This is a genomic window from Massilia sp. PAMC28688, from assembly GCF_019443445.1.
Classification (GTDB): domain Bacteria; phylum Pseudomonadota; class Gammaproteobacteria; order Burkholderiales; family Burkholderiaceae_D; genus Telluria_A.
Map to the genome: position 1 here is coordinate 290,600 of NZ_CP080378.1, position 26,623 is coordinate 317,222.

The 26,623-nt window shown below is 63.5% G+C and carries 23 protein-coding genes, 1 tRNA gene and 1 riboswitch; of the genes, 19 read left to right on the plus strand and 5 right to left on the minus strand.

What is annotated here, in order from left to right:
* Window positions 1-8: 8 nt before the first annotated feature.
* Window positions 9-1,256, minus strand: coding sequence for a serine hydroxymethyltransferase (gene glyA, locus KY495_RS01215; protein WP_219881972.1), 1,248 nt, complete (start codon window positions 1,254-1,256; stop codon window positions 9-11).
* Window positions 1,257-1,357: 101 nt separating this feature from the next.
* Window positions 1,358-1,469: riboswitch (ZMP/ZTP riboswitch) on the minus strand.
* A gap of 229 nt (window positions 1,470-1,698) precedes the next feature.
* Here glyA and KY495_RS01220 point away from each other — a divergent pair.
* The 13 genes from KY495_RS01220 to xth all read left to right on the plus strand — a co-directional run bounded on the left by KY495_RS01220 (window position 1,699) and on the right by xth (window position 12,410).
* Window positions 1,699-2,445 carry an SDR family NAD(P)-dependent oxidoreductase gene (locus tag KY495_RS01220; protein WP_219881973.1) on the plus strand — a complete coding sequence of 249 codons (747 nt, stop codon included), beginning with the start codon at window positions 1,699-1,701 and terminating at the stop codon, window positions 2,443-2,445.
* Between the two features lie 129 nt (window positions 2,446-2,574).
* Window positions 2,575-2,979: a tol-pal system-associated acyl-CoA thioesterase gene (ybgC, locus tag KY495_RS01225; protein ID WP_219881974.1), complete on the plus strand. Its 405-nt coding sequence runs from the start codon at window positions 2,575-2,577 to the stop codon at window positions 2,977-2,979.
* A 26-nt stretch (window positions 2,980-3,005) separates the two neighbouring features.
* A complete protein-coding gene (gene tolQ, locus KY495_RS01230; RefSeq protein WP_219881975.1) occupies window positions 3,006-3,695 on the plus strand; it encodes a protein TolQ in 690 nt (229 codons plus the stop codon).
* A 12-nt stretch (window positions 3,696-3,707) separates the two neighbouring features.
* On the plus strand, window positions 3,708-4,142 hold the full coding sequence (locus tag KY495_RS01235; RefSeq protein WP_219881976.1) for an ExbD/TolR family protein: 435 nt from the start codon (window positions 3,708-3,710) through the stop codon (window positions 4,140-4,142).
* 12 nt (window positions 4,143-4,154) lie between these two features.
* Complete coding sequence (gene tolA / locus KY495_RS01240) at window positions 4,155-5,069, plus strand: cell envelope integrity protein TolA (protein WP_219881977.1); 915 nt, start codon at window positions 4,155-4,157, stop codon at window positions 5,067-5,069.
* A gap of 37 nt (window positions 5,070-5,106) precedes the next feature.
* Window positions 5,107-6,369, plus strand: coding sequence for a Tol-Pal system beta propeller repeat protein TolB (gene tolB, locus KY495_RS01245; protein WP_219881978.1), 1,263 nt, complete (start codon window positions 5,107-5,109; stop codon window positions 6,367-6,369).
* Window positions 6,370-6,408: 39 nt separating this feature from the next.
* On the plus strand, window positions 6,409-6,933 hold the full coding sequence (gene pal / locus KY495_RS01250) for a peptidoglycan-associated lipoprotein Pal (RefSeq protein ID WP_219881979.1): 525 nt from the start codon (window positions 6,409-6,411) through the stop codon (window positions 6,931-6,933).
* Window positions 6,934-7,012: 79 nt separating this feature from the next.
* Window positions 7,013-7,774, plus strand: coding sequence for a tol-pal system protein YbgF (gene ybgF, locus KY495_RS01255; RefSeq protein ID WP_219881980.1), 762 nt, complete (start codon window positions 7,013-7,015; stop codon window positions 7,772-7,774).
* A 74-nt stretch (window positions 7,775-7,848) separates the two neighbouring features.
* Window positions 7,849-7,924 (plus strand) — tRNA-Lys (locus KY495_RS01260).
* 369 nt (window positions 7,925-8,293) lie between these two features.
* Window positions 8,294-8,881, plus strand: a complete 588-nt coding sequence (locus KY495_RS01265; protein WP_219881981.1) for a general stress protein — start codon at window positions 8,294-8,296, stop codon at window positions 8,879-8,881.
* 391 nt (window positions 8,882-9,272) lie between these two features.
* Window positions 9,273-10,496: a trans-acting enoyl reductase family protein gene (locus KY495_RS01270; protein ID WP_219881982.1), complete on the plus strand. Its 1,224-nt coding sequence runs from the start codon at window positions 9,273-9,275 to the stop codon at window positions 10,494-10,496.
* Between the two features lie 76 nt (window positions 10,497-10,572).
* Complete coding sequence (locus KY495_RS01275) at window positions 10,573-11,511, plus strand: hypothetical protein (protein ID WP_219881983.1); 939 nt, start codon at window positions 10,573-10,575, stop codon at window positions 11,509-11,511.
* A gap of 80 nt (window positions 11,512-11,591) precedes the next feature.
* On the plus strand, window positions 11,592-12,410 hold the full coding sequence (gene xth / locus KY495_RS01280; protein WP_219881984.1) for an exodeoxyribonuclease III: 819 nt from the start codon (window positions 11,592-11,594) through the stop codon (window positions 12,408-12,410).
* A gap of 3 nt (window positions 12,411-12,413) precedes the next feature.
* Here the strand turns inward: xth and KY495_RS01285 are convergent, their stop codons facing one another.
* Window positions 12,414-13,064 carry a pyridoxamine 5'-phosphate oxidase family protein gene (locus KY495_RS01285; RefSeq protein WP_219881985.1) on the minus strand — a complete coding sequence of 217 codons (651 nt, stop codon included), beginning with the start codon at window positions 13,062-13,064 and terminating at the stop codon, window positions 12,414-12,416.
* An 89-nt stretch (window positions 13,065-13,153) separates the two neighbouring features.
* Here KY495_RS01285 and KY495_RS01290 point away from each other — a divergent pair, with 89 nt between their 5' ends.
* Together KY495_RS01290 and KY495_RS01295 are read left to right on the plus strand one after the other, a co-directional pair.
* A complete protein-coding gene (locus KY495_RS01290) occupies window positions 13,154-14,638 on the plus strand; it encodes a PLP-dependent aminotransferase family protein (RefSeq protein WP_219881986.1) in 1,485 nt (494 codons plus the stop codon).
* Entirely contained in the window at window positions 14,635-15,063 is a 429-nt protein-coding gene (locus KY495_RS01295; RefSeq protein WP_219881987.1) for a DUF3293 domain-containing protein, read from the plus strand. Before KY495_RS01290 ends, KY495_RS01295 begins: the two co-directional genes overlap by 4 nt.
* Here KY495_RS01295 and KY495_RS01300 read toward each other — a convergent pair.
* Window positions 15,060-17,402, minus strand: a complete 2,343-nt coding sequence (locus KY495_RS01300) for a DUF3857 domain-containing transglutaminase family protein (protein ID WP_219881988.1) — start codon at window positions 17,400-17,402, stop codon at window positions 15,060-15,062. The genes KY495_RS01295 and KY495_RS01300 overlap by 4 nt on opposite strands.
* A gap of 533 nt (window positions 17,403-17,935) precedes the next feature.
* Here KY495_RS01300 and KY495_RS01305 point away from each other — a divergent pair.
* The 4 genes from KY495_RS01305 (at window position 17,936) to KY495_RS24200 (ending at window position 21,741) form a co-directional block, all read left to right on the plus strand.
* On the plus strand, window positions 17,936-19,342 hold the full coding sequence (locus KY495_RS01305) for an L-cystine transporter (RefSeq protein ID WP_219881989.1): 1,407 nt from the start codon (window positions 17,936-17,938) through the stop codon (window positions 19,340-19,342).
* A gap of 85 nt (window positions 19,343-19,427) precedes the next feature.
* Window positions 19,428-20,192, plus strand: coding sequence for a histidine phosphatase family protein (locus KY495_RS01310; protein WP_219881990.1), 765 nt, complete (start codon window positions 19,428-19,430; stop codon window positions 20,190-20,192).
* A 13-nt stretch (window positions 20,193-20,205) separates the two neighbouring features.
* Window positions 20,206-21,126 carry an NAD(P)H-hydrate dehydratase gene (locus KY495_RS01315; RefSeq protein WP_219881991.1) on the plus strand — a complete coding sequence of 307 codons (921 nt, stop codon included), beginning with the start codon at window positions 20,206-20,208 and terminating at the stop codon, window positions 21,124-21,126.
* A 228-nt stretch (window positions 21,127-21,354) separates the two neighbouring features.
* Window positions 21,355-21,741 carry a hypothetical protein gene (locus KY495_RS24200; protein WP_219881992.1) on the plus strand — a complete coding sequence of 129 codons (387 nt, stop codon included), beginning with the start codon at window positions 21,355-21,357 and terminating at the stop codon, window positions 21,739-21,741.
* A 393-nt stretch (window positions 21,742-22,134) separates the two neighbouring features.
* On the opposite strand, the gene KY495_RS01325 is transcribed toward KY495_RS24200, so the two are convergent.
* Entirely contained in the window at window positions 22,135-25,356 is a 3,222-nt protein-coding gene (locus KY495_RS01325; RefSeq protein ID WP_219881993.1) for an efflux RND transporter permease subunit, read from the minus strand.
* 3 nt (window positions 25,357-25,359) lie between these two features.
* Window positions 25,360-26,520 carry an efflux RND transporter periplasmic adaptor subunit gene (locus KY495_RS01330; protein WP_219881994.1) on the minus strand — a complete coding sequence of 387 codons (1,161 nt, stop codon included), beginning with the start codon at window positions 26,518-26,520 and terminating at the stop codon, window positions 25,360-25,362.
* Between the last annotated feature and the right edge of the window lie 103 nt (window positions 26,521-26,623).

Here is a 26,623-nt window from a genome sequence, read left to right on the forward strand (position 1 = left end):
GCGCCGGATCAGGCTGCGTACACCGGATACTTGTCGGTCAGCTTCTTGACTTCGGCCTTGACCCGTTCCACGACAGCCTGGTCGCCCGGATTGTCAAGGATGTCCGCGATCAGATTGCCTACCACGGTCGCATCTTCTTCCTTGAAGCCGCGCGTGGTGAAAGCCGGGCTGCCGAGGCGAATGCCGGACGTCACGAACGGCTTTTGCGGATCGTTCGGGATGCCGTTCTTGTTGCACGTCATGTGCGCCGCGCCCAGCAGGGCTTCCGCTTCCTTGCCCGTCAGGTTCTTGGCGCGCAGGTCGACCAGCATCACATGCGACTCGGTGCGGCCGGAAACGATGCGCAGCCCGCGCGCGATCAGCGCCTTGGCCAGCGCGTCGGCGTTCTTCACGACCTGCTGCTGGTAAGCCTTGAATTCCCGGCTCAGCGCCTCCTTGAAGGCCACTGCCTTGCCGGCGATAACATGCATCAGCGGGCCGCCCTGGATACCGGGGAAAATGGCCGAATTGATGGCCTTCTCGTGCTCGGCCTTCATCAGGATGATGCCGCCGCGCGGGCCGCGCAGCGACTTGTGCGTGGTGGAGGTGACGAAGTCGGCATGCGGCACCGGATTGGGATAGACGCCGGCGGCGATCAGGCCGGCGTAGTGCGCCATGTCGACCATGAAGTAGGCGCCCACGGCCTTGGCCACCTTGGCAAAGCGCTCGAAATCGATCTTGAGCGAGAACGCCGAGGCGCCCGCAATGATCATCTTTGGCTTGTGCTCGTGCGCCAGGCGCTCCATGGCATCGTAGTCGATGTCTTCCTGCTCGGTCAGGCCGTAGGAAACGACATTGAACCACTTGCCCGACATGTTCAGCGCCATGCCGTGGGTCAGGTGGCCGCCTTCGGCCAGCGACATGCCCATGATGGTGTCGCCGGGTTTGAGCATGGCAAAGAACACGCCCTGGTTGGCCTGGGAACCGGAATTTGGCTGGACATTGGCCGCTTCTGCGCCAAACAGTTGCTTGAGGCGGTCGATCGCCAGTTGCTCGGCCACGTCCACGAACTCGCAGCCGCCGTAGTAGCGCTTGCCCGGGTAGCCTTCGGCATACTTGTTGGTCAGCTGCGAACCCTGGGCCTGCATGACGGCGGGCGAGGTGTAATTTTCGGAAGCGATCAGCTCGATGTGATCTTGCTGGCGGGTGTTTTCCTTCTGGATCGCGTCCCACAATTCCGGGTCAACATTGGCGAGCGTGTGATCTTTTGCAAACATGAAAAAACTCCAATCGATAAGTGTGCGAGGCACCTGGCTGTAAGATCGAATGAGGAATGCCGTCGGCAACAGGACAGGCAGCCTCATCGTGCGCTTCCATCGGTGGCTGCCCAGGCGAACGGCGTATGAAATCTCACGTTCCCCAGTGGATGCCCACCTTTCGCCGACGGGCCAGCAGCGCGCCGCGACTTTTCGCCAGTTACGTGAGACGTAATGGAGGCCAAATTGTAAGTTAAAGCCCTGATAAGGGCAAGGAAGGGCTGGCAAACCCGGCCGGACGGCGCCCGCGCTGTCACTTCGGCTACAATCTGGCGCTTGCCTGTCATGCGTGCGTGTGGCCCGGCTTGTGGCCCGGCTCGTGGCCCGGGGTGTCACGTGATGCGTCGCGTGCAGTGGTCTTGGCTGCTCTTATTGCTCTGTTGAAATTACCTGGAAGTCGATCATGATTGTATTTATCACCGGTGCCTCGGCTGGTTTTGGGGCGGAAATGGCGCGCACCTTCGTTCGCCACGCCCACCAGGTGGTTATCAGCGGTCGCCGCAAGGACCGCCTGGACGCCCTGGCCGCCGAGCTGGGCGACCTGGCCCTGCCCCTGCAGATGGATGTCACGTGCAAGGAATCAATCAATGAAGCCATGTCGATCCTGCCCCAGTCCTGGCGCCAGATCGATGTGCTGATCAACAATGCCGGCCTGGCCCTGGGCACGGAACCGGCCCACGAAGCGCCACTGGACGACTGGGAAACCATGATCGCCACCAATTGCACCGGACTGGTGACCATGACGCGCACCCTGCTGCCGGCCATGGTCGAACGCGGCAGCGGCCTGATCATCAATATCGGCTCGGTGGCCGGCAACTATCCCTACCCGGGCGGCAACGTCTACGGCGCGACCAAGGCTTTCGTGGACCAGTTCACGCTCAACCTGCGCGCCGACCTGGTGGGTACCGGCGTGCGCGCCACCAACCTGGCACCGGGATTGTGTGGCGGCACCGAGTTTTCCAACGTGCGCTTCAAGGGCGACGATGCCAAGGCGGCCAAGGTGTACGAAGGTACGGTGCCCCTGACGGCAGCCGACATTGCCCAGACAGCCTACTGGATTGCCACCCTGCCCCCGCACATCAATATCAACGCCATTGAAATGATGCCGGTATGCCAGGGGTTTTCACCGTTCACGATCAAGCGCACCTAGCCGGCGCGGGTGCGCCTGCCGGCGCCAGCGCCGCCGCCCACGGGGAAAACGCGTGCCACTGTGCGTAAGCGTACATAAATTCTTTCCAAATAGATTAAAATCTTTCCCACATTCACTCGCACTGTTGACATGCCCTCTGTCTTTACCTGGCAAGTCCGCGTCTATTACGAAGATACAGACGCAGGCGGCATCGTGTTCTACGCCAATTACCTCAAGTTCTTCGAACGGGCCCGCACCGAATGGCTGCGTGCCACCGGCGTGAGCCAGCACGCGCTGGCCGAAGAAGATGGCGCCATCTTCGTCGTCAAGCACGCCAGCATCGACTATCAGGCGCCGGCCAGGCTGGATGATGTACTAGACTTAACGCTGAGCATTGAAAAACTGGGACGCGCATCGGTACAGTTTGTCCAGCAAGCGTCCTGTCGTGGCGTGCTGCTGGCCAGCGCGCAGGTGAAGGTTGGCTGCGTCGATGCCCGCACCCACCGTCCGCGCCCCCTTCCACCGCATACCGCTGCTAAAATGCGTGCCGCCTGATTCACCACTGAATAAAGCCCCTACAGATGAATGCTCCTCAAGACCTTTCCTTCGTCACCCTGATCACGGAAGCCCACATCCTGGTGCAGCTGATCATGGTGCTGCTGCTCATTATTTCCGTGATGAGCTGGACCTATATTTTCCGCAAGAGCTTTGCCATTCGCGCCGCCCGCACCCAGACCGAAAAGTTCGAGCGCAGCTTCTGGGCCGGCGGCAACCTGCACACCCTGCACGAAAGCGCCAGCCGCAGCCGCGACCAGAGCGGCGCCCTGGCCCGCATCTTTGATGCCGGCATGGGCGAATTCATCAAGGGCAAGCAAGCGTCGGACAAGCGCGACCCGCTCGACACCGGCGCCGTGCTCGACGGCGCCCGGCGCGCCATGCGCGCCGCCTTCCAGCGCGAACTCGATGCCCTCGACTCCCATTTGAACTTTCTGGCCTCGGCCGGTTCCGTGTCTCCCTACATTGGTTTGCTGGGGACCGTGTGGGGCATCATGAATGCCTTCCGCGGTCTGGCCAACGTCCAGCAAGCCACCCTGGCCGCCGTCGCGCCCGGCATTGCCGAAGCACTCATTGCCACCGCCATTGGCCTGTTTGCCGCCATCCCGGCAGTCGTGGCGTACAACCGCTTTACCCACGACATCGACCGCCTGGCCATTCGCTTCGAGAGCTTTGTCGAGGAATTCTCGAACATCTTGCAGCGCCAGTCGCGCTAGACGGAGCGGGCCATGGCGAACCTTTCCGGCGGCCTGCGCAATTCGCGCAAGCGCAAGTTCAAATCCGAAATCAACGTGGTGCCTTACATCGACGTGATGCTGGTCCTGCTGATTATTTTCATGGTGGTGCCGCCCGCTAACAGCCCGAGCGTGATCAACCTGCCCAACGCGCAAAAATCTGCCCTGCCGCCCGATAACTACATCCAGATTGTGGTGCGTCCCGATGCGCGTTTGTCGATCGGCGTCAATGGTGCGCGCAGCGAAGCGCCGGAAACCGTGGACGGCCGCGCCGAGCTGCTGCGCAAGCTGCGCGCCCTGCATGCCGAGCATCCCGAGTATCCCGTCATGATCGCGGGCGACCGCGACAGCAAATATGACGACGTCATCCAGCTCATTTCGGAAGCGAAAAAAATGGGCATCGACCGCGTTGGCCTGGCCACCAAGTAGCCCATGGCAAGCATGCATCCAGCTCCGACCCCGGGTTCCCCCTACCAAGTTCCGCCAGAGCCGAGCGCGGTCTCGTCCACGGTCATGGCGGTGCTGGTGCACGCGGCCCTGCTGGGCTTTCTGTGGGTCGGCATTCGCTGGCAGAACGTGGAGCCGGTGGCCGTGACGGCTGAAGTGTGGGACATGAAGGTACAGGATGCGGCGCCGCGCGAAATCACGCCGGAGCCAGTGCCGGTGCCCACGCCGGCGCCAATACCCAAGCCGGTAGCGCCTCCCCCGCCACCGCCGCCCAACGCCGAGGAACCGGTCGCCCCCAAGCCCCCGGACATTGCACTCGAACGCGAAAAGAAGGAAAAGAAGCTGCGCGAGCAAAAGCTAGCCGAGAAGAAAATAGCTGACGAAAAGCTGGCCAGGCAAAAGGAGCTTGCTGACCAGAAGGCGCGGGAACTGGCCGAGCAAAAGGAAAAAGAAAAGGAAAAAGAAAAAGAGTTAGCGAAAGAAAAGGCAAAGGCGGAGCGCCTGGCCAAGCTGGCCAAGGAAGCGGCCGAGGCCAAGCTGGCCGAAAAGCTGCGCGCCGCCCAGATGAAGCGCATGCTCGGCGGCCTGGCCGGCGCGGGCGACGCCGACAAGACCACCGCCCCGCGGGTCGATACGGGCTATGTCACGGCAGTACGCAACAAGATCAAGCGTTCCACTTCCTTCAATGGCGACACCGATGTGGATGGCAATCCCTCGGCCACCTTCAAGATCGAGCAGCTGCCCACCGGCGAAATCATCTCGGTGCGCAAGTCCAAGAGTAGCGGCATTGCCGCCTTTGACGACGCGGTGGAGCGCGGAATTAACAATTCGTCACCACTTCCCAAGAAAAAAGATGGTACGGTAGAGCGCACAATTGAAGTCACCATCCGGATGAAGGAAGTTGATTGATTCCTCATCGCATTACATTACCGGGACAGACAGCCTTATGAAGAAACTGCACAACTTTGTATTTACCCTCAGCCTGCTGGCCGGCGCCTCTGCCAATGCCCAGCTCAAGATCGAAATCGCCGGTGTGGGCAGCAACCAGATCCCCGTGGCCGTGGCCGCCTTTGCCGATGAATCGGTGGCGCCGGCCCAGATCTCGTCCATCATCAAGGCCGACCTCGAGCGCAGCGGCGTGTTCAAGGTGATCGATGCCGGCTCGGTACCGGCCAATGCACCGGTCGACTACAGCCAGTGGAAGTCGCGCGGCGCCGATGCGCTGGTGGTGGGCAGTGTCCAGAAACTGGCCGACGGGCGCATCGAAGTGCGCTACCGCCTGCATGACACGGTCAAGACGTCCCAGCTGTCGAGCATGAATGAAGCGGCCCAGCCCCGCTTCACGCGCCTGACCGCACACCGCATCGCCGACGACATCTACGAAAAGCTGACCGGCACCCGCGGCGCCTTTGCCACCCGCGTGGCGTATGTGAATGAAAACCGCGCCGGCCGCGACTATCGCCTGGAAATTGCCGACGCCGACGGTGAAGGCACCCAGGTGGCGGTGCGCTCCAACGAACCCATCATTTCGCCATCCTGGTCGCCCGACGGCACCAAGGTAGCGTACGTCTCGTTCGAAAAGAAGAAGCCCGTCATTTACGTGCAAAACCTGGTGACCGGTGCCCGCAAGGTCATCGTCAATGAAAAAGGCAGCAATTCCGCCCCTTCCTGGTCGCCGGACGGAACCCGCCTGGCCGTGGCCCTGTCCAAGGATGGCAACACCCAGGTGTACAGCGTCAGCGCCGAAGGCGGCAACCTGCGCCGCCTGTCCAACAGCAATGGCATCGATACCGAACCGCAGTACTCGGCCGATGGCCAGACCATTTACTTCACCAGCGACCGCAGCGGCGGCCCGCAGATCTACAAGATGAGCGCCAGCGGCGGCAACGCCCAGCGCGTGACCTTCAAGGGCAACTACAACATCAGCCCCCGTGTGTCCGACGATGGCAAGACGCTGGCCTGGATCTCCCAGCGCGACGGCGGCTTCAGCCTGTACGCGATGAACCTGGCGACCGGGCAGGAAATTCGCCTGGCCGACGGCGCCACCGAACCGAGCTTCTCGCCGAACGGCAAATACATCATGTATGCAACCAAAACGGGGGGACGCACCTCGCTGGCCGTGGTATCGGTCGACGGACGCGTCAAGCAGCGCTTGACGACGCAGGCAGGCAACATCAGGGAGCCCAACTGGGGTCCTTTCATGAAGTAAGCAAGAACAACATCCATCAATCAGCCCAGGAGATAAATTATGCGCAATTTCAACAGTCTTGCATTCATTGTCGCAAGCGCCGCCCTGCTGTCAGCCTGCAGCTCGCCGGTCAAGCTCGACCCGCCCAAAGTCGAAGAGCGTGCGATCGAAGCACCAAAGCCGGAAGTGGCCGACAACCGCGACGTGCGTCCGGTCGAAACGGGCTCGGTGGACCCACTCAACGACCCGCAAGGCGTGCTGGCCAAGCGCAGCGTCTACTTCGACTATGACAGCTATGTCGTGCGCGACGATGGCCGTGCCGTGGTGGAAAGCCACTCCAACTACCTCAACAAGAACAGGGGCCGCAAGATCCTGATCCAGGGTAATACCGACGATCGCGGCGGCACCGAGTACAACCTGGCGCTGGGCCAGAAGCGTGCCGAAGCCGTACGCAAGGCCATGGCCACGCTGGGCGTGGAAGAGAGCCAGATGGAAGCGGTGTCGCTGGGCGAAGAAAAGCCCAAGGCCATGGGCAGCGGCGAAGCTGCATGGGCGGAAAACCGCCGCGCCGACATCGTCTATTAATTGACAAGCCGGCAGGGAACGGCCGCTTACCGCCCGCTCCCTGGCCTGGCGTTGCTACAGGTTTTGAAAGAGTGAAATCATGATCAGTCCATCCAAGTCCCGCTTCGCTGCAGCCTGCCTGACGCTGGCTATCTGGCTGCCGCTGCAGGCACAGGCCGGCATTCTCAGCGACGATGAAGCACGCAAGGCGATCCTGGACCTGCGTGCCAAGGTCGAGGCGCTCTCGCGCGAACTCAATAGCCGCATCGACACCAAGGCCGACAAGACTGTCGCGCTGGAAATGGTGAACCGTAACGAAGAAGTGATGTCGGAAATTGCCAAGCTGCGTGGCCAGCTGGAAGTACTGAGCAACGAGATCGCCACCACCCAGAAACGCCAGAAGGATTTTTATACCGACCTGGACGCGCGCATGCGCAAGCTCGAGCCGCGCCAGGTGACGATCGATGGCCAGGAAACGGCCGTGGCGCCGGACGAACAGGCGGCCCATGACGCGGCCATGGCCACTTTCAGGGCCGGCGACTACAAGGCGGCGGCCGCGCAGCTGGCGGAATTCGTACGCCGCTACCCGGACTCCGGCTACGCGGCGACCGCGCAGTACTGGCTTGGCAGCGCATTTTACGCCCAGCGCGACTGCAAGAAAGCCATCGCCGCCCAGCAAGTCGTGGCGTCGACCTACGCCAGCAGCGCCAAGGCGCCGGACGCGATGCTCAGCATTGGTACCTGCTACGCCGAACTCAAGGACAAGAAAAACGCGACCAAATCATTGAAGGATTTGATTGCGAGATATCCGGATTCGGCCGCGGCCCAGGCAGCGCGCGACCAACTGGCGGCGCTCAGGTAAGGCCGCCGGCGCAAAATTATTTGGGCGCGGGTATTTGACAGGATCGCCGTGCCCCCCTATAATCTTGCTTCTTCGGGTCGTTAGCTCAGCTGGTAGAGCAGCGGACTTTTAATCCGTTGGTCGCAGGTTCGAATCCCGCACGGCCTACCACGAATACAGCAGTAAGCAAATGAAGCAGTTACGAGCAATCGTAGCTGCTTTTTTGTTTGCGCAATCGCTCTTTGGTCGAGCGCCGGGAAATGTACCGTGCCGGCCGGGCCCTCGGGTTGTGCAGCCGGTGCCGCCGGCGACATCAACCCTCATCACGCCAAAACACGGCACGCGGCATCGCGCGATACCCCCACCGTCCACGGAGGGGCGTCCGCGCGCCTGATAGGCGAAGTTGGGATGAGTCAACGGTGTGAAAGCCGAGCATGATCTGCGCTATTCTAACTTGTGTTAACGCCATTGATTTGGGGGCAAACGTTGTCTTCGCTTCAATGGTTCCGTCGCACTACGCTAACATTGGAAGGAATTATCATGCAACATACTCTGATCGCCGTATTCGACAACCGTACCGATGCGCAGGCAGCCATGGACGAGCTGATGCTGCAGAGCTTTTCTCCCCAGGATGTGCGCCTGTCGGAAGACACCGCCAGAATGGGCAAGACGCCGTCATCTGAAAGCACCGAGGACGAAGGCGTGGGTGCGAGCATCAAGCACTTCTTCCGCGACCTGTTCGGCAGTGATGATGACGTGTATTCAAACCGCTACTCCACCGCCGTGGACAAAGGCCATCATGTGCTGACGGTGACCGCGCGCACCGAAGCGGAGGTGGAACGCGCAGGCGATATCGTCGACCGTTTCGGCCCGGTCGATATCGACGAGAAAGAAGCGGAATGGGACGGCACCGGCATCCCCAACCGCGCCGCGATGCGCATGGCCAGCGCCGGCAGCATGCAGCACTCGGAAGCCAATACCCTGCAGTTCCAGCAAGACCGCAATCTGTTCGCCCAGCAATCGCTGAACGAAGAGACCCCGATGGGGCAGACCTACCAGGAGCCGATGGGCCAGCCAGTCGGTCTGACCAGCGTACGCCGCGGTGGCGCGCGCGTGTTCAGCCGCTGACGCTGGCGCGCTCCAAGCTGCGTGACCTGGTATCGGCAAGCAGCTGTGACAGGTAGCAGTCCACGCAGCATCAAGAGCCGGGAGCGCACGCCGCCGCCCGGCTCTTTTTTTGCCCGCCGCAACAAGCAGGGGTATCACAAACTTGGCAAGAGCTTACTGGACGGATTGCCCAAGGTGTGTTGCTGCACGGCGAAGCACGTCTGGTAACAGGTCCACTGGCCATCTCGCGGCCCGTTTGCCAGCCTCACTGTAATCCCATATGATTCTGGCATTACAAAAAATTCAAGCTCAGCGCCACCTCGCTGCGATGTTCCTGTCCAGCTGAACGGTATGGTGTCGCGTACCGATTCATGCGCTGCAACAGGCGGCCTGGCTATCAATAAGGGATTCCATGGACAGGCAATACGATGTGATTGTTTTCGGCGCCACCGGTTTTACCGGTCGGCTGGTGGCCCAATACCTGGCACGGCAGGACGGCCACGGCAGCCCGATACGCTGGGCCATGGCCGGACGCGACATGGGCAAGCTGGAACAGGTGCGCAAATTGATCGGCGCGCCAGCTTCCACCCCCCTGATCGTGGCCGATGCTGCCGATGCCCAGGCCATGGCGGCGCTGGTGGCGCGCACGCGGGTGGTCTTGACCACCGTGGGGCCCTACCAGCTGTACGGTGAAACCCTGGTCAGGGCCTGCGCCCAGGCAGGCACGGACTACGTTGACCTGTGCGGGGAACCTGCGTGGATGGCCGACATGATTCCCCAGCTTCAGGCGCCCGCCCAAAAGAGCGGCGCACGCATCGTGTTCTCCTGTGGTTTCGATTCGATCCCGTTCGACCTTGGGGTAGCCTTCCTGCAGCGGGCCGCGCAGCAGCGCTTCAAGGCGCCCCTCACCTACGTCTGCGGCCGCGTGCGCGTCCTCAAGGGCGGCATGTCGGGCGGCACGCTCGCCAGCGCGGTTGCCACCATCGAAGCGAGCCGCAGGGATCCGCGCGTCGCCGCTCTCATGGCCCATCCATTCGCTCTGACGCCAGGCTTCTCGGGCCCTGTCCAGCCCGAAGGCGAATCGGCACACTACGATGAACTTGCCAAATCCTGGACCGGCCCTTTCATGATGGCTGCCATCAATACCAAGAATGTGCACCGCACCAATGCTCTGCTCGGTCACGCCTGGGGCAAGGATTTTCTGTACGACGAGCGCATGATGACCGGGGATGGCCCCAAGGGCAGACAACGGGCGAAAAAAATGGCACTCGCCTACCGCGTGCAAACCGCCCTGCTCAAATTTGGCCCTGCCCGTTCGCTGCTGCAGCGTTTCGCCCTGCCCAAGCCGGGCGAAGGTCCAGACCAGGAGGCGCGTGAAAAAGGCCGCTATGAAATTCACTTCATTGGACAAGGCGAAGACGGCAGCACGCTGCGCGCGGTGGTGACCGGCGACCGTGATCCCGGCTATGGCTCCACGTCAAAGATGATCGCGGAAAGCGCACTCTGCCTGGCGGCGGACCGCAGCCACGCCATGGCAGCGGGCGGCGTCTGGACGCCGGGCGCTGCCATGGGCGAACAGCTGCAGAAGCGCCTGGAAGAAAGGGCCGGGCTGACATTCTCCCTGGTCGCGGAATGAACCGTCTGATTCGGGCATTACCTAAACTGGCCAGTGCAGCGCGCTGACAGAGCGCACACCGGCACCTATGATGACCATGCTCCCACCCTTCCTGGCGCGCCTGCGGCTCGACGCCGGTGCAGACCGCCGCGCCATCCGCAGTGCCTACGCGCGGGAAGTGAAACTGATTGACCAGGCCATTGACCCCGCAGGCTTCCAGGCGCTGCGAGACGCCTACGAGGCCGCGCTGCGCTGGGCTGGCGCGCCAAGCCTGATGGTAAATGAGCTGGGAACGCCCACCCGCCGTGCTCCTGACCGCGCGCATGAACGCGCCACCGAGACCGGCCGCCTGGCTTTTGCGCGCCTTTACCAGTGGGCGGCCCCCATCCTGCAGGGCATGGACCCGGATCGGCTGCAGGCGCTTGAACGCACACTGCTGCGTGCACTGGACGACGAGGCGCTGATTAACCTGACAGCGCGCGCAGCCTTTCAAGACGCCTGCGTGGAGATGCTGGTCAAAGGATGGCAGCCAGGCCACGAAGTTTTATTCGAAGCTGCCACACTTGCCTTTCGTTGGGAGCAGGACAGTACCCACCTTGAACAATCGGGCGAGCAAGGCTTCACGCTCCTCCTGGCCCTGCAGGAACAGTTCATAGCACGGCGGCAGCGCGATTTTGACGTGCGCAAGCAGCACCAGATCCTGACCCGGCTGCGCCTGGGCCGCGATCCCGAGCCGCACTTCCTGCAGCGCGACATTGACCACTTGCGCCTGATGCAATCGCGCCTGCCCAACCTGCTGCCCATTATCGCCGACCGCGCCGCCATCGCGCGCTGGCACCGTGCCTGGCAGGCGATCGATCCCGGGCCGCCGGAAGACGAGGACCTGCACAACCCTTACCGCCACAAGGCGCGGCGAGCGGCAGGCCCGGACCATGGGCATGCCGGCCAGGCCGGGGAAGACGGCGACCTTGCGCTGCTGTGGCGAATCTGCCAGGTCATCATCGTCTTCTACGTCATCCGATGGTTATTCTTTTGAGGACCAGGGCGGCACCAGCAGTGCGGCCTGCGCCAGACAAGTGGCGTCACAATAGCGAAAACAATTAACGCGGAGAACTCATGCTGATCGCTACCTTCAATGTCAACGGCATCACCAGCCGCCTGCCTGCCCTGCTGCAATGGCTGGAGGAAAAACAACCGGACGTAGCCTGCCTGCAAGAACTCAAAGCACCCCAGGAAAAGTTTCCCGAGCTAGCCATCCGGGACGCGGGCTACCATCCGATCTGGCTCGGCCAAAAGAGCTGGAATGGCGTGGCCATCCTTACCCGCGGCGAAGCGGCGCAGGAAGTACGCCGCGGCCTGCCGGGCGACGATGCAGACGAGCAAAGCCGGTACCTGGAAGCGGCCTACCAGGGCGTGCTCATCGCCTGCCTGTATCTCCCCAACGGGAACCCGGCGCCCGGTCCCAAGTTCGATTACAAGCTGGCGTGGTTCGAGCGCCTCATCGCCCATGCGGCCGAGCTGATGGCCACCGGCGCGCCGGTGGTGCTCGCGGGCGACTTCAACGTCATGCCGACCGAGCTCGATGTCTACAAGCCCGAGCGCTGGCTGACCGACGCCCTGTTCAGGCCCGAGACCCGCGCCGCCTTCCACAAGCTGGTGGCCCAGGGCTGGACCGACTCGCTGCGCACCATGCACCCGGACCAGCGCATTTACACATTCTGGGACTACTTCCGCAATGCCTACGGGCGCGATGCCGGCCTGCGCATCGACCACCTCCTGCTCAGTCCCGCGCTGGCGCCGGCGCTCACGGCCGCCGGCGTGGACCGCGACGTGCGCGGGCGCGAAAAACCGAGCGACCATGCGCCGACGTGGATCGAACTTGATCTTGCCAGGGCAGCCAAGCCTCGGGCCAAACGCAAGGCGGCAGCTTCCTGACCTTTAGCGCCGCGCCCAGCCGGCAAGATACTCCGGCTCGGGCGACGTGCATTGCGCATCACGCACCGGGGCCAGGCGCTGCCGCGCGAACGGTAGCACCCCAGCCCACGACGGCAGCGCCAGATCTTCCTCGTCGTCGCGCGGCCCGCCTTCGCGCACCTTGCAGGCCGCTTCGCCAAGGCCGATGCGCATGATGGTGGTGGCGTCGAATTCCTTGTCGCTGCCCGGCCCCACATCCGCATGCCGGCCCGGCGCGATCCGGTTCATGAAGACCTCCATGGCATGGCGCTTCTCCGCTGCGCCATCGACAGCCTCAAAGGCCCCGTAGATCATCGCAGAGCGGTAATTCATCGAATGATTGAAAGCGGTGCGGGCCAGCACCAGGCCGTCGAGATGGGTGATGGCCACGCATACCTGGGTGCCCTGCCCCATCACCTTCATCATGCGTCCTCCGTTGGAGCCATGGATGTACAGGTACTCGCCTTCGCGCCAGCACGCGGTGGGAATATTGTGCGTGCCACTGGCGTCGGCAAAGGCCACATGGCACACGTAGGCGTCATCGATAATGGCATGCAGGGTGGCGCGCTCGTAGTGCGCATAGTGGGCAGCGCGGCGCACCCTGGTGCGGTCGCTTGGCGGGAAAGGTGCGGTCATGGCGGCTCCGGTGGCATCAAAAAGCGTAATATAGCGTTCTGGTGGCTCTTTCATAAGACCCACAGTCAGCCAATTTTTTGGGGCCACGAATGGATTATGCTCTGCTGCTCGACAGTTATGTCAAACATCGCGACGTGGGCGCCTGGCCGCGCCAGCGCGTGCTGCATGAATGCCTGCGCGAAGCCATCCGCAGCGGCGCCCTGTCCACCGGCACCCGCCTGCTGGCCACGCGCGCGCTGGCGCAGGAACTGGGCATGGCCCGCAACAGCGTGCTGTATGCCTACGATCAGCTGGCCACGGAGGGCTACACGCGGCCGGGCCGCCAGGGCACCATCGTGATGCCGGTCAGCGTGAGCTCTCCGCGCGGCGGCGCCACGCAGGCGCCGGCAGCCACCCTGTCCAGGCGCGCTGCATCGCTGCGCACACTGGCGCCACCCTCGGGCGCCACCACCGGCTTTGCGCCCGGCGTTCCCGCCCTGGACGAATTTCCCCTGGCGCTGTGGAAGCGCACGCTGGAACGTGCCTGGCGCAGCATGCCGGCCAGCGGGCTCAATTACGGCGACCCGGCAGGCGAGCCGCAGCTGCGCGCGGCACTGGCGGACTACCTGCGCGGCGCGCGCGGCGTGCAATGCGATGCCGGCCAGGTCTTCATCACGGCCGGCACCCAGGACAGCCTCGACTTGTGCGCGCACGCATTTGCCGATGCCGGGGACAAGGTATGGATCGAAAATCCGGGCTACCTTGGGGCGCTGGCGGCTTTTCGCGGCGCCCAGCTCAAGCCGATTGGCATTGCCACCGATGCCCACGGCATCAACCCGGACAGCGCCGACTGGCGGCGCCACCGCCCCCGCTTCATCTACACCACGCCTTCCCACCAGTACCCGACCGGCAGCGTGCTTAGCCTGGAGCGGCGCCTGTCGCTGCTCGCCCATGCACGTGCCAGCGGAGCGCTGATCATCGAAGACGATTACGACAGCGAGTTCCGGCACGACGGCCCGCCCCTGCCGGCCATGCAGGGACTGGAGGACGACGCGCCAGTGGTCTACCTGGGCACCTTCAGCAAGACCATGTTCCCGGCCCTGCGCATCGGCTTTCTGGTCACGCCGCCCACGCTGGCCGAACCCCTGCGCGCGCTGCTTGCGCGGTCGGCCCCGAGCGGTCGCGCAGCCGAGCAGCTGGCCCTGGCGGCGTTCGTGCGCGATGGCCAGTTCGCGCAGCACCTGCGGCGCATGCGGCGCCTGTACCGCCAGCGCCGCGATGCACTGGTGGCCGCACTGGAGCAGGAGCTGGCAGGCCTTGGCACGGTCCACGGCGCCAGCGCCGGCATGCATCTGGCCTTCCAGCTGGCCGGACGCGGCGTGAGCGACGTGGCGGTGAGCGAGGCGGCACGCGCCCTGAGTCTGGTCGCGCCGGCCCTGAGCACGCATGCAACGGGGGCGCGTGCCAACGGCTGGAACGGCTTTTTGCTAGGTTACGCGCAGGTGGCGGCTGAAGATATGGGGCCGCTGGTTGCGACCCTGGCGCAGCTTGTCCGGCGCGCGGCAACCGCCAGTGCGATGAGAGGAAAGCCATGAACAGCAGCACGGAGATCCCCGCGCCCGAAGTGAGGGCCTATCAGGACAGCGACTTTCACATTGATGGCCAGGCGCCGTTCGTGATGCGCATTGGGCAAACATGCGACGCGCTGCTGGCCCTGTACCTCGCGGCCGGGGCACAGTCGTGTGCCTATATCTCGGCCTGCAATCCCCATGGCGAATCCGCCAGCGGGCGCACCAATGACGAGCGGCACGGCGCCTTTATCCGCATGCTGCAGGAGCGTGGCATCGACTATCTGGGCGGCCAGGCACTGGACCCGCGCGGAAAATATCCGCCGGAGCCGGGTTGCCTGATCGCCGGTCTGACGCTGGACGCGGCCAAGGCGCTAGGCAATGAACTGCGCCAGAACGCCATCGTGTTTTGCGGCGCCGAGCGAATACCGGCCCTGGTCCTGCTGCGCTAAGCCTGCAGCGCGCGCGGAAGAATCAGCATGGTGGTGCTGGCGCCGATGAGCATGTCGCGCGCCGAGTGCACGCGCCTGCCCTGGCGATCCATATGCAGCCAGTGGCCGGACGAGGTACCGCTGCCCAAGATCGTGGCCAGCACGGCGAGCACTGTCAATCCCACGCAGAGTGCCGTCACCACCGCTGTCGCGGTACTGAATGAATACACCAGTATCAGCAGCAGCATGGCCATGGCACACCAGCTTGTGAGAAGGAGTGAATCGATTTGCTTGTGCTGCCCGGCCGCCTTCCATCGCACGCGCAGCAGAAACGCGATCAGGGCGATGGCGATCGCCGCCACCGCAAGACGCAGCAAGACCAGCGCAATCCCAGGCGTCGTCGGAGGCGGTGCGATCGAGTACAGCGTGAGCCCCGTTTCGTCATTGGCGGCGGTCAGTTTGGCCGCGTAAGCGCGAATGCGATCGGGCGCAACCCGGTCGGCACGCGCCAGGTAGGTATCGGTCACGGTGACCGTGCGCTGGTCGGCTGACAGTGCCAGGGCGTGGTTCACTTCAAAGGCGTCGTCCTCGATGCGGGTTCGCTTCGGAGTCAGATTCCATGGGCTGAAGAGTTTGATCACCGTGACTTCCTGCAGCTCATGGGGGTACTTCAATGGCAGCGGCGCCGTCCGGTTCAGCGCATTCGGTGCGCCCAGCAGCGCGCTCACTTCCGGCGACCAGATATTTACTTCCCGCCTGCCGTCCTGGTCGGCATCGCTCCAGTACTTGCTGATGGTGTAGTGCTCGGTGAGCGTGATCGTGTTGGTCTTCTTGTCGTCGCTGACCTTCATGGGAGCGGCCAGCGAAATCGAGGGGTACTTGCGCGCGTAGTAGTTGAGGTAGTCCTTCTGAATCGCCTCGGCGCCCCGCGAAATGAGCTGGCTGCGCGTGGTCTCGGCGGCATTGCCCTGCACGGTCGTGGCCACAACGAGCTTCACTGGCTGGTCCATGCCGGCACTGGCATCGAAGGTCGACAGCACATGGCGGCGCGCGCGCGCCGGCGGGTTCATGGGCGTGAGGGACGTGCTGTCGGCAGCGATCACCAGAGCCAGGCCGTAGTCAGGCTGGTGCAGGTGCGCCAGATCGCCATGCTGCTCCGAGCGCGTGGGATCGATCCAGTAATGCTGGCCGGCGACGGTGGCGCGCACCAGCACGTGGTTGAAGGCGTGCGGCGATGGCAGGGTCGCATTCTCGGGCCGCAGCCTGCCGGAATTGACCAGTGCCGGTTCGGCGCGGATGCCCAACCCATCGAGGATTGTCAGCAGCAGCACGGCCTTGTCCTTGCAGTCGCCAAAACGGCGCCGAAAGACCACGGAGGCCGGGGCCGGCGCGTGCGAGCTGGCCCCCGTCTCTATGCCGAGATAGCGGATATCACGCTGCACCAGGCGCAGCGCGGCCAGCAGGCGTTCCTCGGGCGCAGGCGACGCGGCGGCAATGCGGTCGATTTCGCGCGCCAGTTCCGGCGATGGGGTACTGCGCTTGTACAAGGGCAGTGACCAGCGGGCCACCGCGCGCCAGTCGGCAAATTCGGTCCACTGCACCTGGGCGTAAGGGTCGTAGTCGTCAGGGGCGTCTTCCTCCAGGCGCAGTCCGGCGACCTGCTTGCGATCCCAGCGATAGTCGCGGTAGCCACCGGCCTGGGTGAGCACGGGTGCGGCGCCCGCCTTGCCCAGGTCGAAACGCAGAGTGCGGTGGGCGGGCACCAGCAGGCGCACAAATGCACGCTCGACCGGCACTTCCCACTGCAGGTAGCTGCTGCCGGCGTAGATGTTGGCGAACACCGGATTGGTGCCGCTGAGGGAGTAGGCATATTCGACAATGTCGCCCACGCGCACATCATCGATTTCGACGTTGATGGTCTTGCGGCCGTCGACAATGCGGGCCTCAAGTTCGGTCTCGCGCTGCATGACGCGGATGCCGGCGCTATGGATCTTGTCGATCAAGGTGCCATTGCGGCGCACGGCGATGGCGTGCAGGGTCGCGGTCTGATAGACGGGATCGAAGGTCACCGAAAAGCGGGCGCTGCTTTCCACGCCGGCGCTGGCGACAGTGCGCACGGCCATGTGGACGAAGGTAACGATGTTGTTGTTCTCGATACGGCGTTGCACATCGCTGAGCAGGAACTCGCGCCCCCCTGAGGCGCCGCTGGCAGAGCGGGCCGCGCTCGCCGCCTCGATCGGGACCACCCACGGTGGCGGTGGGCCGACGCGGTATTCATTGCTGGCGCCGGTGGCGGCTGCACTCAGCGCCAGCGCAAGCAGGCAGACGAGCGAATTGAAGAGGCGGCGTGGAGAGAGCACTTGATGATCCAGTCGATGCGCGTGATGGCAATTAAAGTTTCCATTCTGAAAAATTATATCATGTGCAATAGTAGGTGAACAGCGAATTGGCGGTCCATAGCGCGCGCGAAATGACGTACAAACAATTGTTTTTGTCGCGTTTTAGTGGTCAGACCACGCCCCGAACGATGCGCTGATTCTGCCCCCGAGAAATTGATTTTGCCCGCTTTAAGTGGTCTGACCCCGAACCTGCATCCCGCCCGCAATAGCCCAAAAGCTATAGATCCGCGCGCTTGCTTGGTGCACAAACCCGCAGTGCGAAGGGCCGGCTGAAGTGAGCCAGCTAATGTGGTCAGGAAATTGATTTTCTCCGCTTTTAGTGGTCAGACCACGCGCGGCGCGGCAGCCAAAAGCTGACTGGGAGACATTGTTTTTGGCCGTTTTAAGTGGTCTGACCCCAGAGGTGGGGGAGCCGGGGTGCGGGCGGGGCGGATGGGCATGTGGAGATGCAAGTTTTTATATAGAATGCCTGCACCATCTGCCAAGGCGATCCCATGATCTTTCAACCTGTTCTTGCCCTCAACATCGCCATTGCCCTGCTGGCCTGTTACCTGCTCTACCGCATGCAGAAGGCCCACCTGTCATTTACGAAACGGGTATTTACCGCGCTGGGACTCGGAATTGTGCTCGGCGCCGCCTTCCAGGGCGCGTATGGAGCAGGTGCGATCATCATCAAGCAGACCAGCGAGTACCTGGCCATCATCGGCACCGGCTATGTGCAGCTGCTGCAAATGATCATCATGCCGCTCATTATGGTGTCGATCGTCAGCGCCATCATCAAGCTCAAGGATGCGCGCGCGCTGGGGCAGATCAGCGTGCTGACCATCGGTATGCTGATGCTCACGACCCTGATTGCCGCCGGCATCGGCATCCTGATGGCCAAGTTGTTCGGCCTGAACGCAGCAGGACTGACCGCCAGCGCGGCCGAACTGACACGGGCCGAGTACTTGCAGGGCAAGCTGGGCGCGGCCAGCGACATCACCCTGCCCAGCATGCTGCTGAGCTTTATCCCCGCCAACCCCTTCCTCGACATGACGGGCGCCCGCAAGACCTCGACCATTGCAGTGGTTATCTTTGCGATCTTTGTCGGCGTTGCCGGCACCGGTATCGCCACCCGGCAGCCGGACCTGTTTGCCTCCTTTGCCCATTTCGTCAGGGTGGCCCAGGCCGTCGTCATGCGCATGGTGACGCTGGTGCTGCGCCTGACCCCCTACGGCGTCTTTGCCCTCATGACCCAGGTGGTGGCCGGTTCCAACATGGACAGCATCATGAACCTGCTTACCTTCGTGCTCGCGTCCTACAGCGCCCTGCTGCTGATGTTCTGCGTTCATCTCCTGTTCGTCACCGGCGCCGGCCTGAACGCCTGGCGCTTCGCCTCCCGCATTGCGCCCGTGCTGCTGTTTGCCTTTACCTCGCGCACTAGTGCCGGCGCCATCCCGATGTCGGTGCAGACCCAGACCCGGCGCCTGGGCACTCCCGACGGCATCGCCAATTTCGCCGCGTCCTTCGGCGCCGTGATGGGCCAGAATGGCTGCGCCGGCATCTATCCGGCCATGCTGGCGATAATGATCGCGCCGACCGTCGGCGTCGATCCCATGACGCTCGACTTCCTCGTGCCGCTGCTGGCCATTATCGTGGTCGGCTCGGTCGGCATCGCCGGCGTGGGCGGCGGGGCCACCTTTGCAGCGCTGATCGTGCTCTCGGCCATGAATCTGCCGGTGGCGCTGGCGGGCCTCCTGATTTCAATCGAGCCGCTGATCGACATGGGCCGCACGGCCCTGAACGTCAGCGGCTCCATCACGGCCGGCACCGTTACCAGCCGGCTCATGGGCCAGACCGACATGGAGGTCTTTAACAGCGACGAGGTAGCCGACATCGACCGCGAAGCGCAGCCCGCCTGAACGGTGGCCTCTGCCGTATCGTGCGCTGACGGGCACCCCAATCCGTCTATGATGACGTCGTGTCAACTCAACGATGGACGGGGCAATGGAGCAGAAATGGCCGCAGGAAATTTGGCTGGTGCGGCATGGACAAAGTGCCGGCAATGTCGCGCGCGACGCCGCTGAGGCTGCCGCCGGACACCTGATCGATATCGCCGAGCGCGATGTCGATGTGCCCTTGTCGAAGCTGGGCGTGGAGCAGTCGCGCGCCCTGGGCGACTGGTTTGCCTCCCTGCCCGAGGAACGCCGCCCCAACGTGGTGCTGCACTCGCCTTATGTGCGGGCGGCCGAAACGGCGCGCCTCATCATCGAGCGCATGGGTGCACCGGCAATGATGGCAATCCAGTCCGACGAGCGGGTGCGCGAGAAAGAATTCGGCATCCTCGACCGCCTCACCACCCACGGCATCAATCACAAGTATCCTGAGCTCTACGAGCAGCGCCAGCACGTGGGCAAATTCTATTTCCGTCCCCCGGGCGGCGAAAGCTGGTGCGATGTCATCCTGCGCCTGCGCAGCGTGCTCGATACGATCACGCGCGAGTATTGCGGCGAGCGCGTGCTCATCGTGGGCCACCAGGTCACCGTCAATTGCTTCCGCTACCTGTTCGAGCGGCTCGACGAGGCCCGCATCCTGGCCTTTGACCGCGCCGCCGATGTGCCCAACTGCTCGGTCACGTCATATGAATTCGACCCACACCACGGCAAACACGGCAAGCTGATGCTGCGCCTGACCAATTTCGTCGCCCCGCTCGAGGATACCGGCACGCCGGTGACGGTGCAGCAAGATGTGCCCGCTGCTCCGAAAGCGTAGGCGCAGCGGTCCCATGGAAACGCCAGCCACGCCCGGCCACATGGTCACGCTCGACGCCGCCGCCCTGCGCGGCTGGCCCCTGCCCATGCCTTCGCCCGGCGGCGACAAGGAAGAACGGGGCCACGTCCTGATCCTGGGCGGCTCGCGCGAGATGCCCGGCGCCGTCATCCTGGCAGCCACCGCGGCGCTGCGCGCGGGGGCCGGCAAGCTCACCGTGGCCACCGGCAGCAGCGTGGCCCAGCTGGTGGCCATGGCCATGCCCGAGGCGCGCGTGATCGGCCTGCGCGAGACGGCCGAGGGTGGCTTCCGGCACGAAGCGGTGGCGGAACTCAATCCCCTGGCCGACCGTGTCAGTGCGATCCTGGTCGGCCCAGGCATGCAGGACGAGGCCGCCACGGCGGCGCTGGTTCGGTCGCTGTTGCCGCGCCTAAATGGAACCAGCGTGGTGCTCGATGCCTGTGCCATGGGCATCATCCTCAATCCCGATCTCGATGGCGAGGGTGCCCCGTTCCGCTTTGAGCAGCCAGTGGTGCTCACCCCCCATGCCGGCGAGATGGCCCACCTGACGGGCAAGGCCAAGCAGGACATTGCTGCCGCGCCCGATGCGACAGCCCATGCAGCGGCGCGGGACTGGAATGCGGTGGTGGCACTCAAGGGCGCGCGCACCATCATCAGCGCGCCCGATGGCAGCCAGTGGCAGCACGAAGGCGGCAACGTGGGCCTGGCCATCTCCGGTTCGGGCGACGTGTTGTCGGGCATCATCGCGGGCTTGGCGGCGCGCGGCGCCACCCTGGCCCAGGCCACCTGCTGGGGCGTGGCACTGCACGCGCGCGCCGGCGAACGCCTGGCCGAGCGCCTCGGCCTGCTCGGTTACCTGGCGCGCGAATTGCCAGATGAAATTCCGGCGCTGATGGATTCCTTTGCGCGCCCCTGAGGCAGCCTTTATTTGCCGCCTCAGGCCGCTACTTTTCATCTTCCCTTGTTCCTGAACTTTGATATCGCTCAAATTGCGCGGGCATGCGCGCGAATTTGCGGCGAAATCGCAATTTTTGCTGAACCCGCGAAGCAGCCCGGCGTCTAAATTGCACACCGCCGCCTTCCGGCGCCCCGTTTGCGGTGGTGCGGAAGGCGGTATCTGACTGACGTGAATGAGGAGTAAGCGATGAAAGCACTTGGGAATGCATCAAAAACGCTGCTGGCTACAGCGGTCGTTGCGGCCGTCCTGGGCGGTTGCCGCCGTGACGAGCCTGCCACCATGGGCGATACCAGCACCACCGTCCCTGCCAATACCACGGGCGCCACCGGCACCGCGGGCACCCCTGGCACCCCTGGCACCACCGGCGACACGGGCACCATGGGTACCACGGGCACCACCGGTACAACTGGCGCCACGGACCCTACCGGCGCGACGGGTACCACAGGCACCACCGGGACAGATCCCGCCACTACGGGCACCGGAACCAGCGGCACCTCGGGTACTGGCGGCACCACCGGCACCGGCACCACCGGCACCACCGACGATCGAACAGACACGCGCGAGAACCGTTAATCGAGCGACTTAATCCCGCGTCTTGCTGTACCGTGCGCGCCTTCCAGTCGGCACGTCCTGCGTCTTGGCGCGCATAACGCAAAAGGCCCTGCTCGCGCGGGCTTCCCTGCCTTTGCAAGCCCATCGGCCTGCAATACGGCGTTTTGGCACGCCTTAACGCAACAGGCCCGCTCGAGCGGGCCTTCGCGCAACGTAGGCGCACTCGGCCCGCACTTGCCTGCATCTCGGCGCGCGTCCTGGTGCACCCATCGCAAAAGGCCATGCACACGCGGGAACGCTGGCACTGTGCGCGCCCTCCGGCCAGCACGTGCTGCGTCCCGGCGCGCGTCCTGATCTTCCGAATGCAAAAGGCCCGCTCGCGCGGGCCTTCCGTCACATCGTCAGCCTTGCAGCTTAGGCCTTGCCAATCGAAACGCCAGCAGGGACGGGGCGCGTACCCCGAATCATGCCGATCAGCTTGAGCAGCATCCGGAACACGAAGCGAATCAGCAGCAGCGTCAGGATCGCTTCGACGAAGGTCAGCACGAAGGCCAACAGCACGTTGTAGCGTTCTGCGCGGCGATTGAACTTGGCAGCCATGCGGTCCTTGGAGATCTCGATGCTGTCATAGAAGGTCGGCACCACCAAGAGGGTCAGGATGGTCGAGGTGATCGTGCCGCCAATGATGGCAATGGCCAGCGGACGGTAGAACTCGCCACCCTCGCCCAGGCCAAGGGCAACCGGGAACATGCCTGCGATCAGGGCGAAGGTCGTCATCAGGATTGGGCGCAGGCGCATACGGCCCGCTTCCATCAGCGCGTCTTCGCGGTTGAAGCCGTCGGCTTCACGCTTGCGGGCCGCGTCCAGCAGCAGGATCGCATTCTTGGCCACCAGGCCCATCAGCATGATGACGCCGATCAGGCTCATCAGGTTGATGGTGTTCTTGGTAATCAACAGCGCCAGCACCACGCCGATCAGCGACAGCGGCAGCGACAGCATCACCCCGAGCGGCGCCGTGAAGGAATTGAACTGCACCACCAGGATCAGGTACATCAGCGCAATGCCCGACAACAGGGCAATGCCCATGTCGCGGAACAATTCCTGCTGATCCTGCCCCGCGCCACTGATGTTGCGGCCATAGCCTGGCGGATAGTCGAGACTGTCGGCCAGTTTCATGGCTTCGGCCGTCACTTCGCCACTGGAGCGGCCCTCCACGTTGGCGCTGACCGTGATGGTGCGCTTGCCATCCTTGTGCGAAATGCCCGATGGCCCCTTGCCCATGGTGATGGTGGCAATCTGCTCAAGCGGCACCATCATGTTGGTGCCGGACACGGCAATGGGCAGGCGCTCGATATTGGCCGCGTCGACCCGGTCTTCCGGATGCAGGCGCACGGCCACGTCGCGCGTCTCGCCGGTCGGGTCCACCCAGTCGCCCACTTCCACGCCGGCAAAGGCCACGCGCAGCGACTGCGCCGCATCGTTGACGGAAATTCCCATCGAATTGGCCAGGCCGCGGTTGAGCTCAATCTGCAACTCGTTTTTCGGGTCTTGTTCGGACAAGCCCACATCCACCGCGCCCGGCACCTGGCGCAATTTTTCGATATAGGCGTTGGTGATTTCAAGCAGCTTGCGCGAGTCGGGACCGGTGAACTGGATCTGGACCGGCTTGCGCGAGCCATTGTTCAATTCATCGATCACCACGTATTCGGCGCCAACGAGCTGGGCGATTTTGCCGCGCAGTTCCACCGCGATTTCCTTGGCGCTGCGGTCGCGCGTCTTGCGCTTGCCGATATCGATCCACACCCGGCCGCCGCCAGCGTTGATGAAGCTGTTGGTTTCCTTCGTTTCCGGAATCGAACGCGCAATTTCCGCGGCCCGCTCCACCTTGGCCCGCGAGTAGCCAATGCTTGACGACGCTGGCGTACGCACATCGATCATGACGTTACCGGAATCGGAAGCGGGCAAAAAGCTTGAGCCACCCTTCCACGCGTGTAACGCAATGGCTGCAAAGAAAGTTATCACCGCCAGCAGTGCCATCGATTTACGGTGATGCAGGGCCCAGCCAATCACATTGCCGTAGCGGTCCGCCTGGTGGTCAAACCAGTGGTTAAAGTTCTGCAATACTTTGGACAAGCCTTTCTTCGGGCGCGTCTCGTGGTCCGGCGGGTCGCCCCAGTAGGCCGACAGCATCGGATCGAGCGTAAACGAGATGACCAGGCTGACCAGGACCGAGCAGGTCACGGTCAAGGCAAACGGACGGAACCATTCGCCCGACTCGCCGGGCATGAAGGCCACGGGAATGAACACGGCAATGATGGAAAATGTGGTTGCGGCGACGGCCATGCCGATTTCGGCCGTGCCTTCCAGCGCCGCCTTGCGGCGGTCGGAGCCGCGCTGCATGTGGCGCACAATGTTTTCGCGCACCACGATCGCATCGTCAATGAGCACGCCAATGGCCAGCGACAAGCCCAAGAGCGTCATGAAGTTGAGGGTGAAGCCGCACAGCCACACGGCAATAAAGGAAGCGATTACCGAGGTCGGCAGCGAGAGCGCCGTGATCAGGGTGGAACGCCACGAGTTCAGGAAGGCGTACACCACGAACACGGTCAGGATCGCGCCGAAAATGAGCGACTCGATCACATTGTTCAAGCTGTTCTGGGCTTCCTCGCCGCCATCGCGCGTCACTTCCAGCTTGGTGCCTTCGGGCAGCTCCTTGCTGATTTTTTCCACTTCCGCCTTGACCGCATTGGCCACCGATACCGTGCTCGCTTCGCGCGAGCGGACAATGGTGATGCCCACGTTGGGCTTGCCGCTACGGATGCTGAAGCCATTGACTTCGGCAAAACCGTCGGCGATCTCGGCCACCTGGGCCAGGCGCACCACTTCATCGCCGCGCCGCTTGACAACGATCTGCTGGAATTCTTCGGGCGAGCCGATGCGGCCAACGAGGCGAATGCTCTTCTCATCGAGTTCGCCGCGGATCTTGCCTACCGGTGCATTGGTATTTTGCGTGCGCAGCGCGGCCACCACGTCCGAGACGGCAACGTTATATTCGCGCAGGCGCTCGGCCCGCAGCAGCACCGTCAGCTCGCGCCGCAGGGCGCCGTTGACGCTGACCGTGGCCACGCCGTCGATGCCGCGCAAGCGGTCGGCCAGCACGTCTTCGGCCAGGCGCGAAATTTCGGCATGGTTCAGCTTATTCGATGACAGGGCCAGGTTGACAATGGGCTGGGCCGAGGGATCGGCACGCTGCAAGACCGGTTCGCGCATTTCCACCGGCAGCTTGTAGCGCACGCTGGCAATGGCATTGCGGATTTCGTCGGACGCTTCGATCAAGTCCTTGTCGAAATTGAACTCGATGCGGAACTGGGCACTGCCCTCGTTCGCATTGGCATTGATTTCGCTCACGCCGGGGATGGCCTGGAGCGACTTTTCGATGCGGTTGACCACTTCGCGCTCGACCGTGTCAGGCGAGGCGCCGGGATAGGGAATGTACAGCGAGATGACAGGCTGCTCCACGTCGGGAGTCTGGTTCACGCGCAGCTTGGACAGGGCCAGCAGGCCCATGCACATGAGCGCGATGATCAGGACAATGGTCGCGGTCGGCCGCTTGACACTGAAGTCGGATAAGAACATGGCTTATTTCCCTTGCACGATGACCGGGGCGGTAGTGGCAGGCACGCGCGCGGCCGTATTGCCGGCCATCGCCACTTTCTGCCCCTCCCGAAACGCCGAACTGGGCGTGCGCATGATCACGTCGCCCGCCGCCAGGCCCGAGCGCACTTCATAAAAGCCGGTGCGCGGGTCGCGCGTGCCCAGGACCAGCTCAGCCTTGCTCAACTTGTCACCCTGCACCCGCCATACATAGGCCGAGTCGCCGGCCTTGACCAGGGCGCCTTCGGGCAGCATCAGGGCCTGGGTGGTGTCCGACTCGATCCGCCCTTCGCCGTACAGGCCCGACACGCGCGGCGCCTCGGCCGGCTTGTCAAAGGCCACCAGCACTTCCACCTGGCGCGTCACTTCATTGGCGGCCGGATCGACGCGCTTGACCACGCCGCGAAACTCCTGGTTGTTATAGCCATTGATGCGAAAACTCACCGCCTGTCCCACCTTGACCGCACCAATGCGGTCGGCCGACACCCGTCCTTCAAAGCGCATGCTGGACGGATCGATTACCTTGAGCAATTCCTTGCCGGGCGAGGCGGTATCGCCGGCCGACACCTTGCGCTCGCTGATGACGCCGTCAAACGGGGCGCGCACCGAGGTGCGCGACAGTTGCTGGCGTGCCAGCGCAGCGCGCGACCGTGCGGCCGCCACTTCGCTGGCCGCATTGTTACGGCGAATCTCGGCGTCGTCCATGGCCTGGACCGAGGTCATGCCGGAAGCGCGCAGGGTTTTCATGCGCGCGACCTGGCGCTCGGCCTGCTCGAGTGCCTGGCCGGCCGTGCGCGCCGATGCTTCGGCCGAATTCAGGCTGTCCCGGATGGCGGTCTCATCGAGCTTGACCAGCACATCCCCGCGTTTGACCACATCGCCATTTTCCTTTAATACCTGCAGTACCACGGCTGCCACTTCGGCGCGCAGGTCGGCCTTGCGTTCCGGCTGGATGGAGCCGGTGACGACGGGACCGGAGGCGAGCGCATCGGCACTGACCTTGAGCGTGTCTTCCGGAGAAATGCTCAGCTGCGGCAGCGGCTTGGCACCCTTGCCGTCCTTGCCCTTCTCGTCCCCCGAGGGCTTGCAGCCGCTGACGGACAGGGCCGCGCCAATGGCGAGGACAAGGAATGTTTTGCGCAACATAAAATTCTCCGAAAATAATAGATGGAAATACCGGCGGCATAGTATCCGTCGCCACGCCGGTGAACGTCAATGCGCTAACGGCAGACTGCGCAATTGCACGACT

Excerpts from the sequence above, each read along its gene's own strand:
- glyA (WP_219881972.1), bottom strand. The coding sequence starts at position 1,256 with ATGTTTGCAAAAGATCACACGCTCGCCAATGTTGACCCGGAATTGTGG.
- KY495_RS01220 (WP_219881973.1), top strand. The coding sequence starts at position 1,699 with ATGATTGTATTTATCACCGGTGCCTCGGCTGGTTTTGGGGCGGAAATG.
- ybgC (WP_219881974.1), top strand. The coding sequence starts at position 2,575 with ATGCCCTCTGTCTTTACCTGGCAAGTCCGCGTCTATTACGAAGATACA.
- tolQ (WP_219881975.1), top strand. The coding sequence starts at position 3,006 with ATGAATGCTCCTCAAGACCTTTCCTTCGTCACCCTGATCACGGAAGCC.
- KY495_RS01235 (WP_219881976.1), top strand. The coding sequence starts at position 3,708 with ATGGCGAACCTTTCCGGCGGCCTGCGCAATTCGCGCAAGCGCAAGTTC.
- tolA (WP_219881977.1), top strand. The coding sequence starts at position 4,155 with ATGCATCCAGCTCCGACCCCGGGTTCCCCCTACCAAGTTCCGCCAGAG.
- tolB (WP_219881978.1), top strand. The coding sequence starts at position 5,107 with ATGAAGAAACTGCACAACTTTGTATTTACCCTCAGCCTGCTGGCCGGC.
- pal (WP_219881979.1), top strand. The coding sequence starts at position 6,409 with ATGCGCAATTTCAACAGTCTTGCATTCATTGTCGCAAGCGCCGCCCTG.
- ybgF (WP_219881980.1), top strand. The coding sequence starts at position 7,013 with ATGATCAGTCCATCCAAGTCCCGCTTCGCTGCAGCCTGCCTGACGCTG.
- KY495_RS01265 (WP_219881981.1), top strand. The coding sequence starts at position 8,294 with ATGCAACATACTCTGATCGCCGTATTCGACAACCGTACCGATGCGCAG.
- KY495_RS01270 (WP_219881982.1), top strand. The coding sequence starts at position 9,273 with ATGGACAGGCAATACGATGTGATTGTTTTCGGCGCCACCGGTTTTACC.
- KY495_RS01275 (WP_219881983.1), top strand. The coding sequence starts at position 10,573 with ATGCTCCCACCCTTCCTGGCGCGCCTGCGGCTCGACGCCGGTGCAGAC.
- xth (WP_219881984.1), top strand. The coding sequence starts at position 11,592 with ATGCTGATCGCTACCTTCAATGTCAACGGCATCACCAGCCGCCTGCCT.
- KY495_RS01285 (WP_219881985.1), bottom strand. The coding sequence starts at position 13,064 with ATGACCGCACCTTTCCCGCCAAGCGACCGCACCAGGGTGCGCCGCGCT.
- KY495_RS01290 (WP_219881986.1), top strand. The coding sequence starts at position 13,154 with ATGGATTATGCTCTGCTGCTCGACAGTTATGTCAAACATCGCGACGTG.
- KY495_RS01295 (WP_219881987.1), top strand. The coding sequence starts at position 14,635 with ATGAACAGCAGCACGGAGATCCCCGCGCCCGAAGTGAGGGCCTATCAG.
- KY495_RS01305 (WP_219881989.1), top strand. The coding sequence starts at position 17,936 with ATGATCTTTCAACCTGTTCTTGCCCTCAACATCGCCATTGCCCTGCTG.
- KY495_RS01310 (WP_219881990.1), top strand. The coding sequence starts at position 19,428 with ATGGAGCAGAAATGGCCGCAGGAAATTTGGCTGGTGCGGCATGGACAA.
- KY495_RS01315 (WP_219881991.1), top strand. The coding sequence starts at position 20,206 with ATGGAAACGCCAGCCACGCCCGGCCACATGGTCACGCTCGACGCCGCC.
- KY495_RS24200 (WP_219881992.1), top strand. The coding sequence starts at position 21,355 with ATGAAAGCACTTGGGAATGCATCAAAAACGCTGCTGGCTACAGCGGTC.
- KY495_RS01325 (WP_219881993.1), bottom strand. The coding sequence starts at position 25,356 with ATGTTCTTATCCGACTTCAGTGTCAAGCGGCCGACCGCGACCATTGTC.
- KY495_RS01330 (WP_219881994.1), bottom strand. The coding sequence starts at position 26,520 with ATGTTGCGCAAAACATTCCTTGTCCTCGCCATTGGCGCGGCCCTGTCC.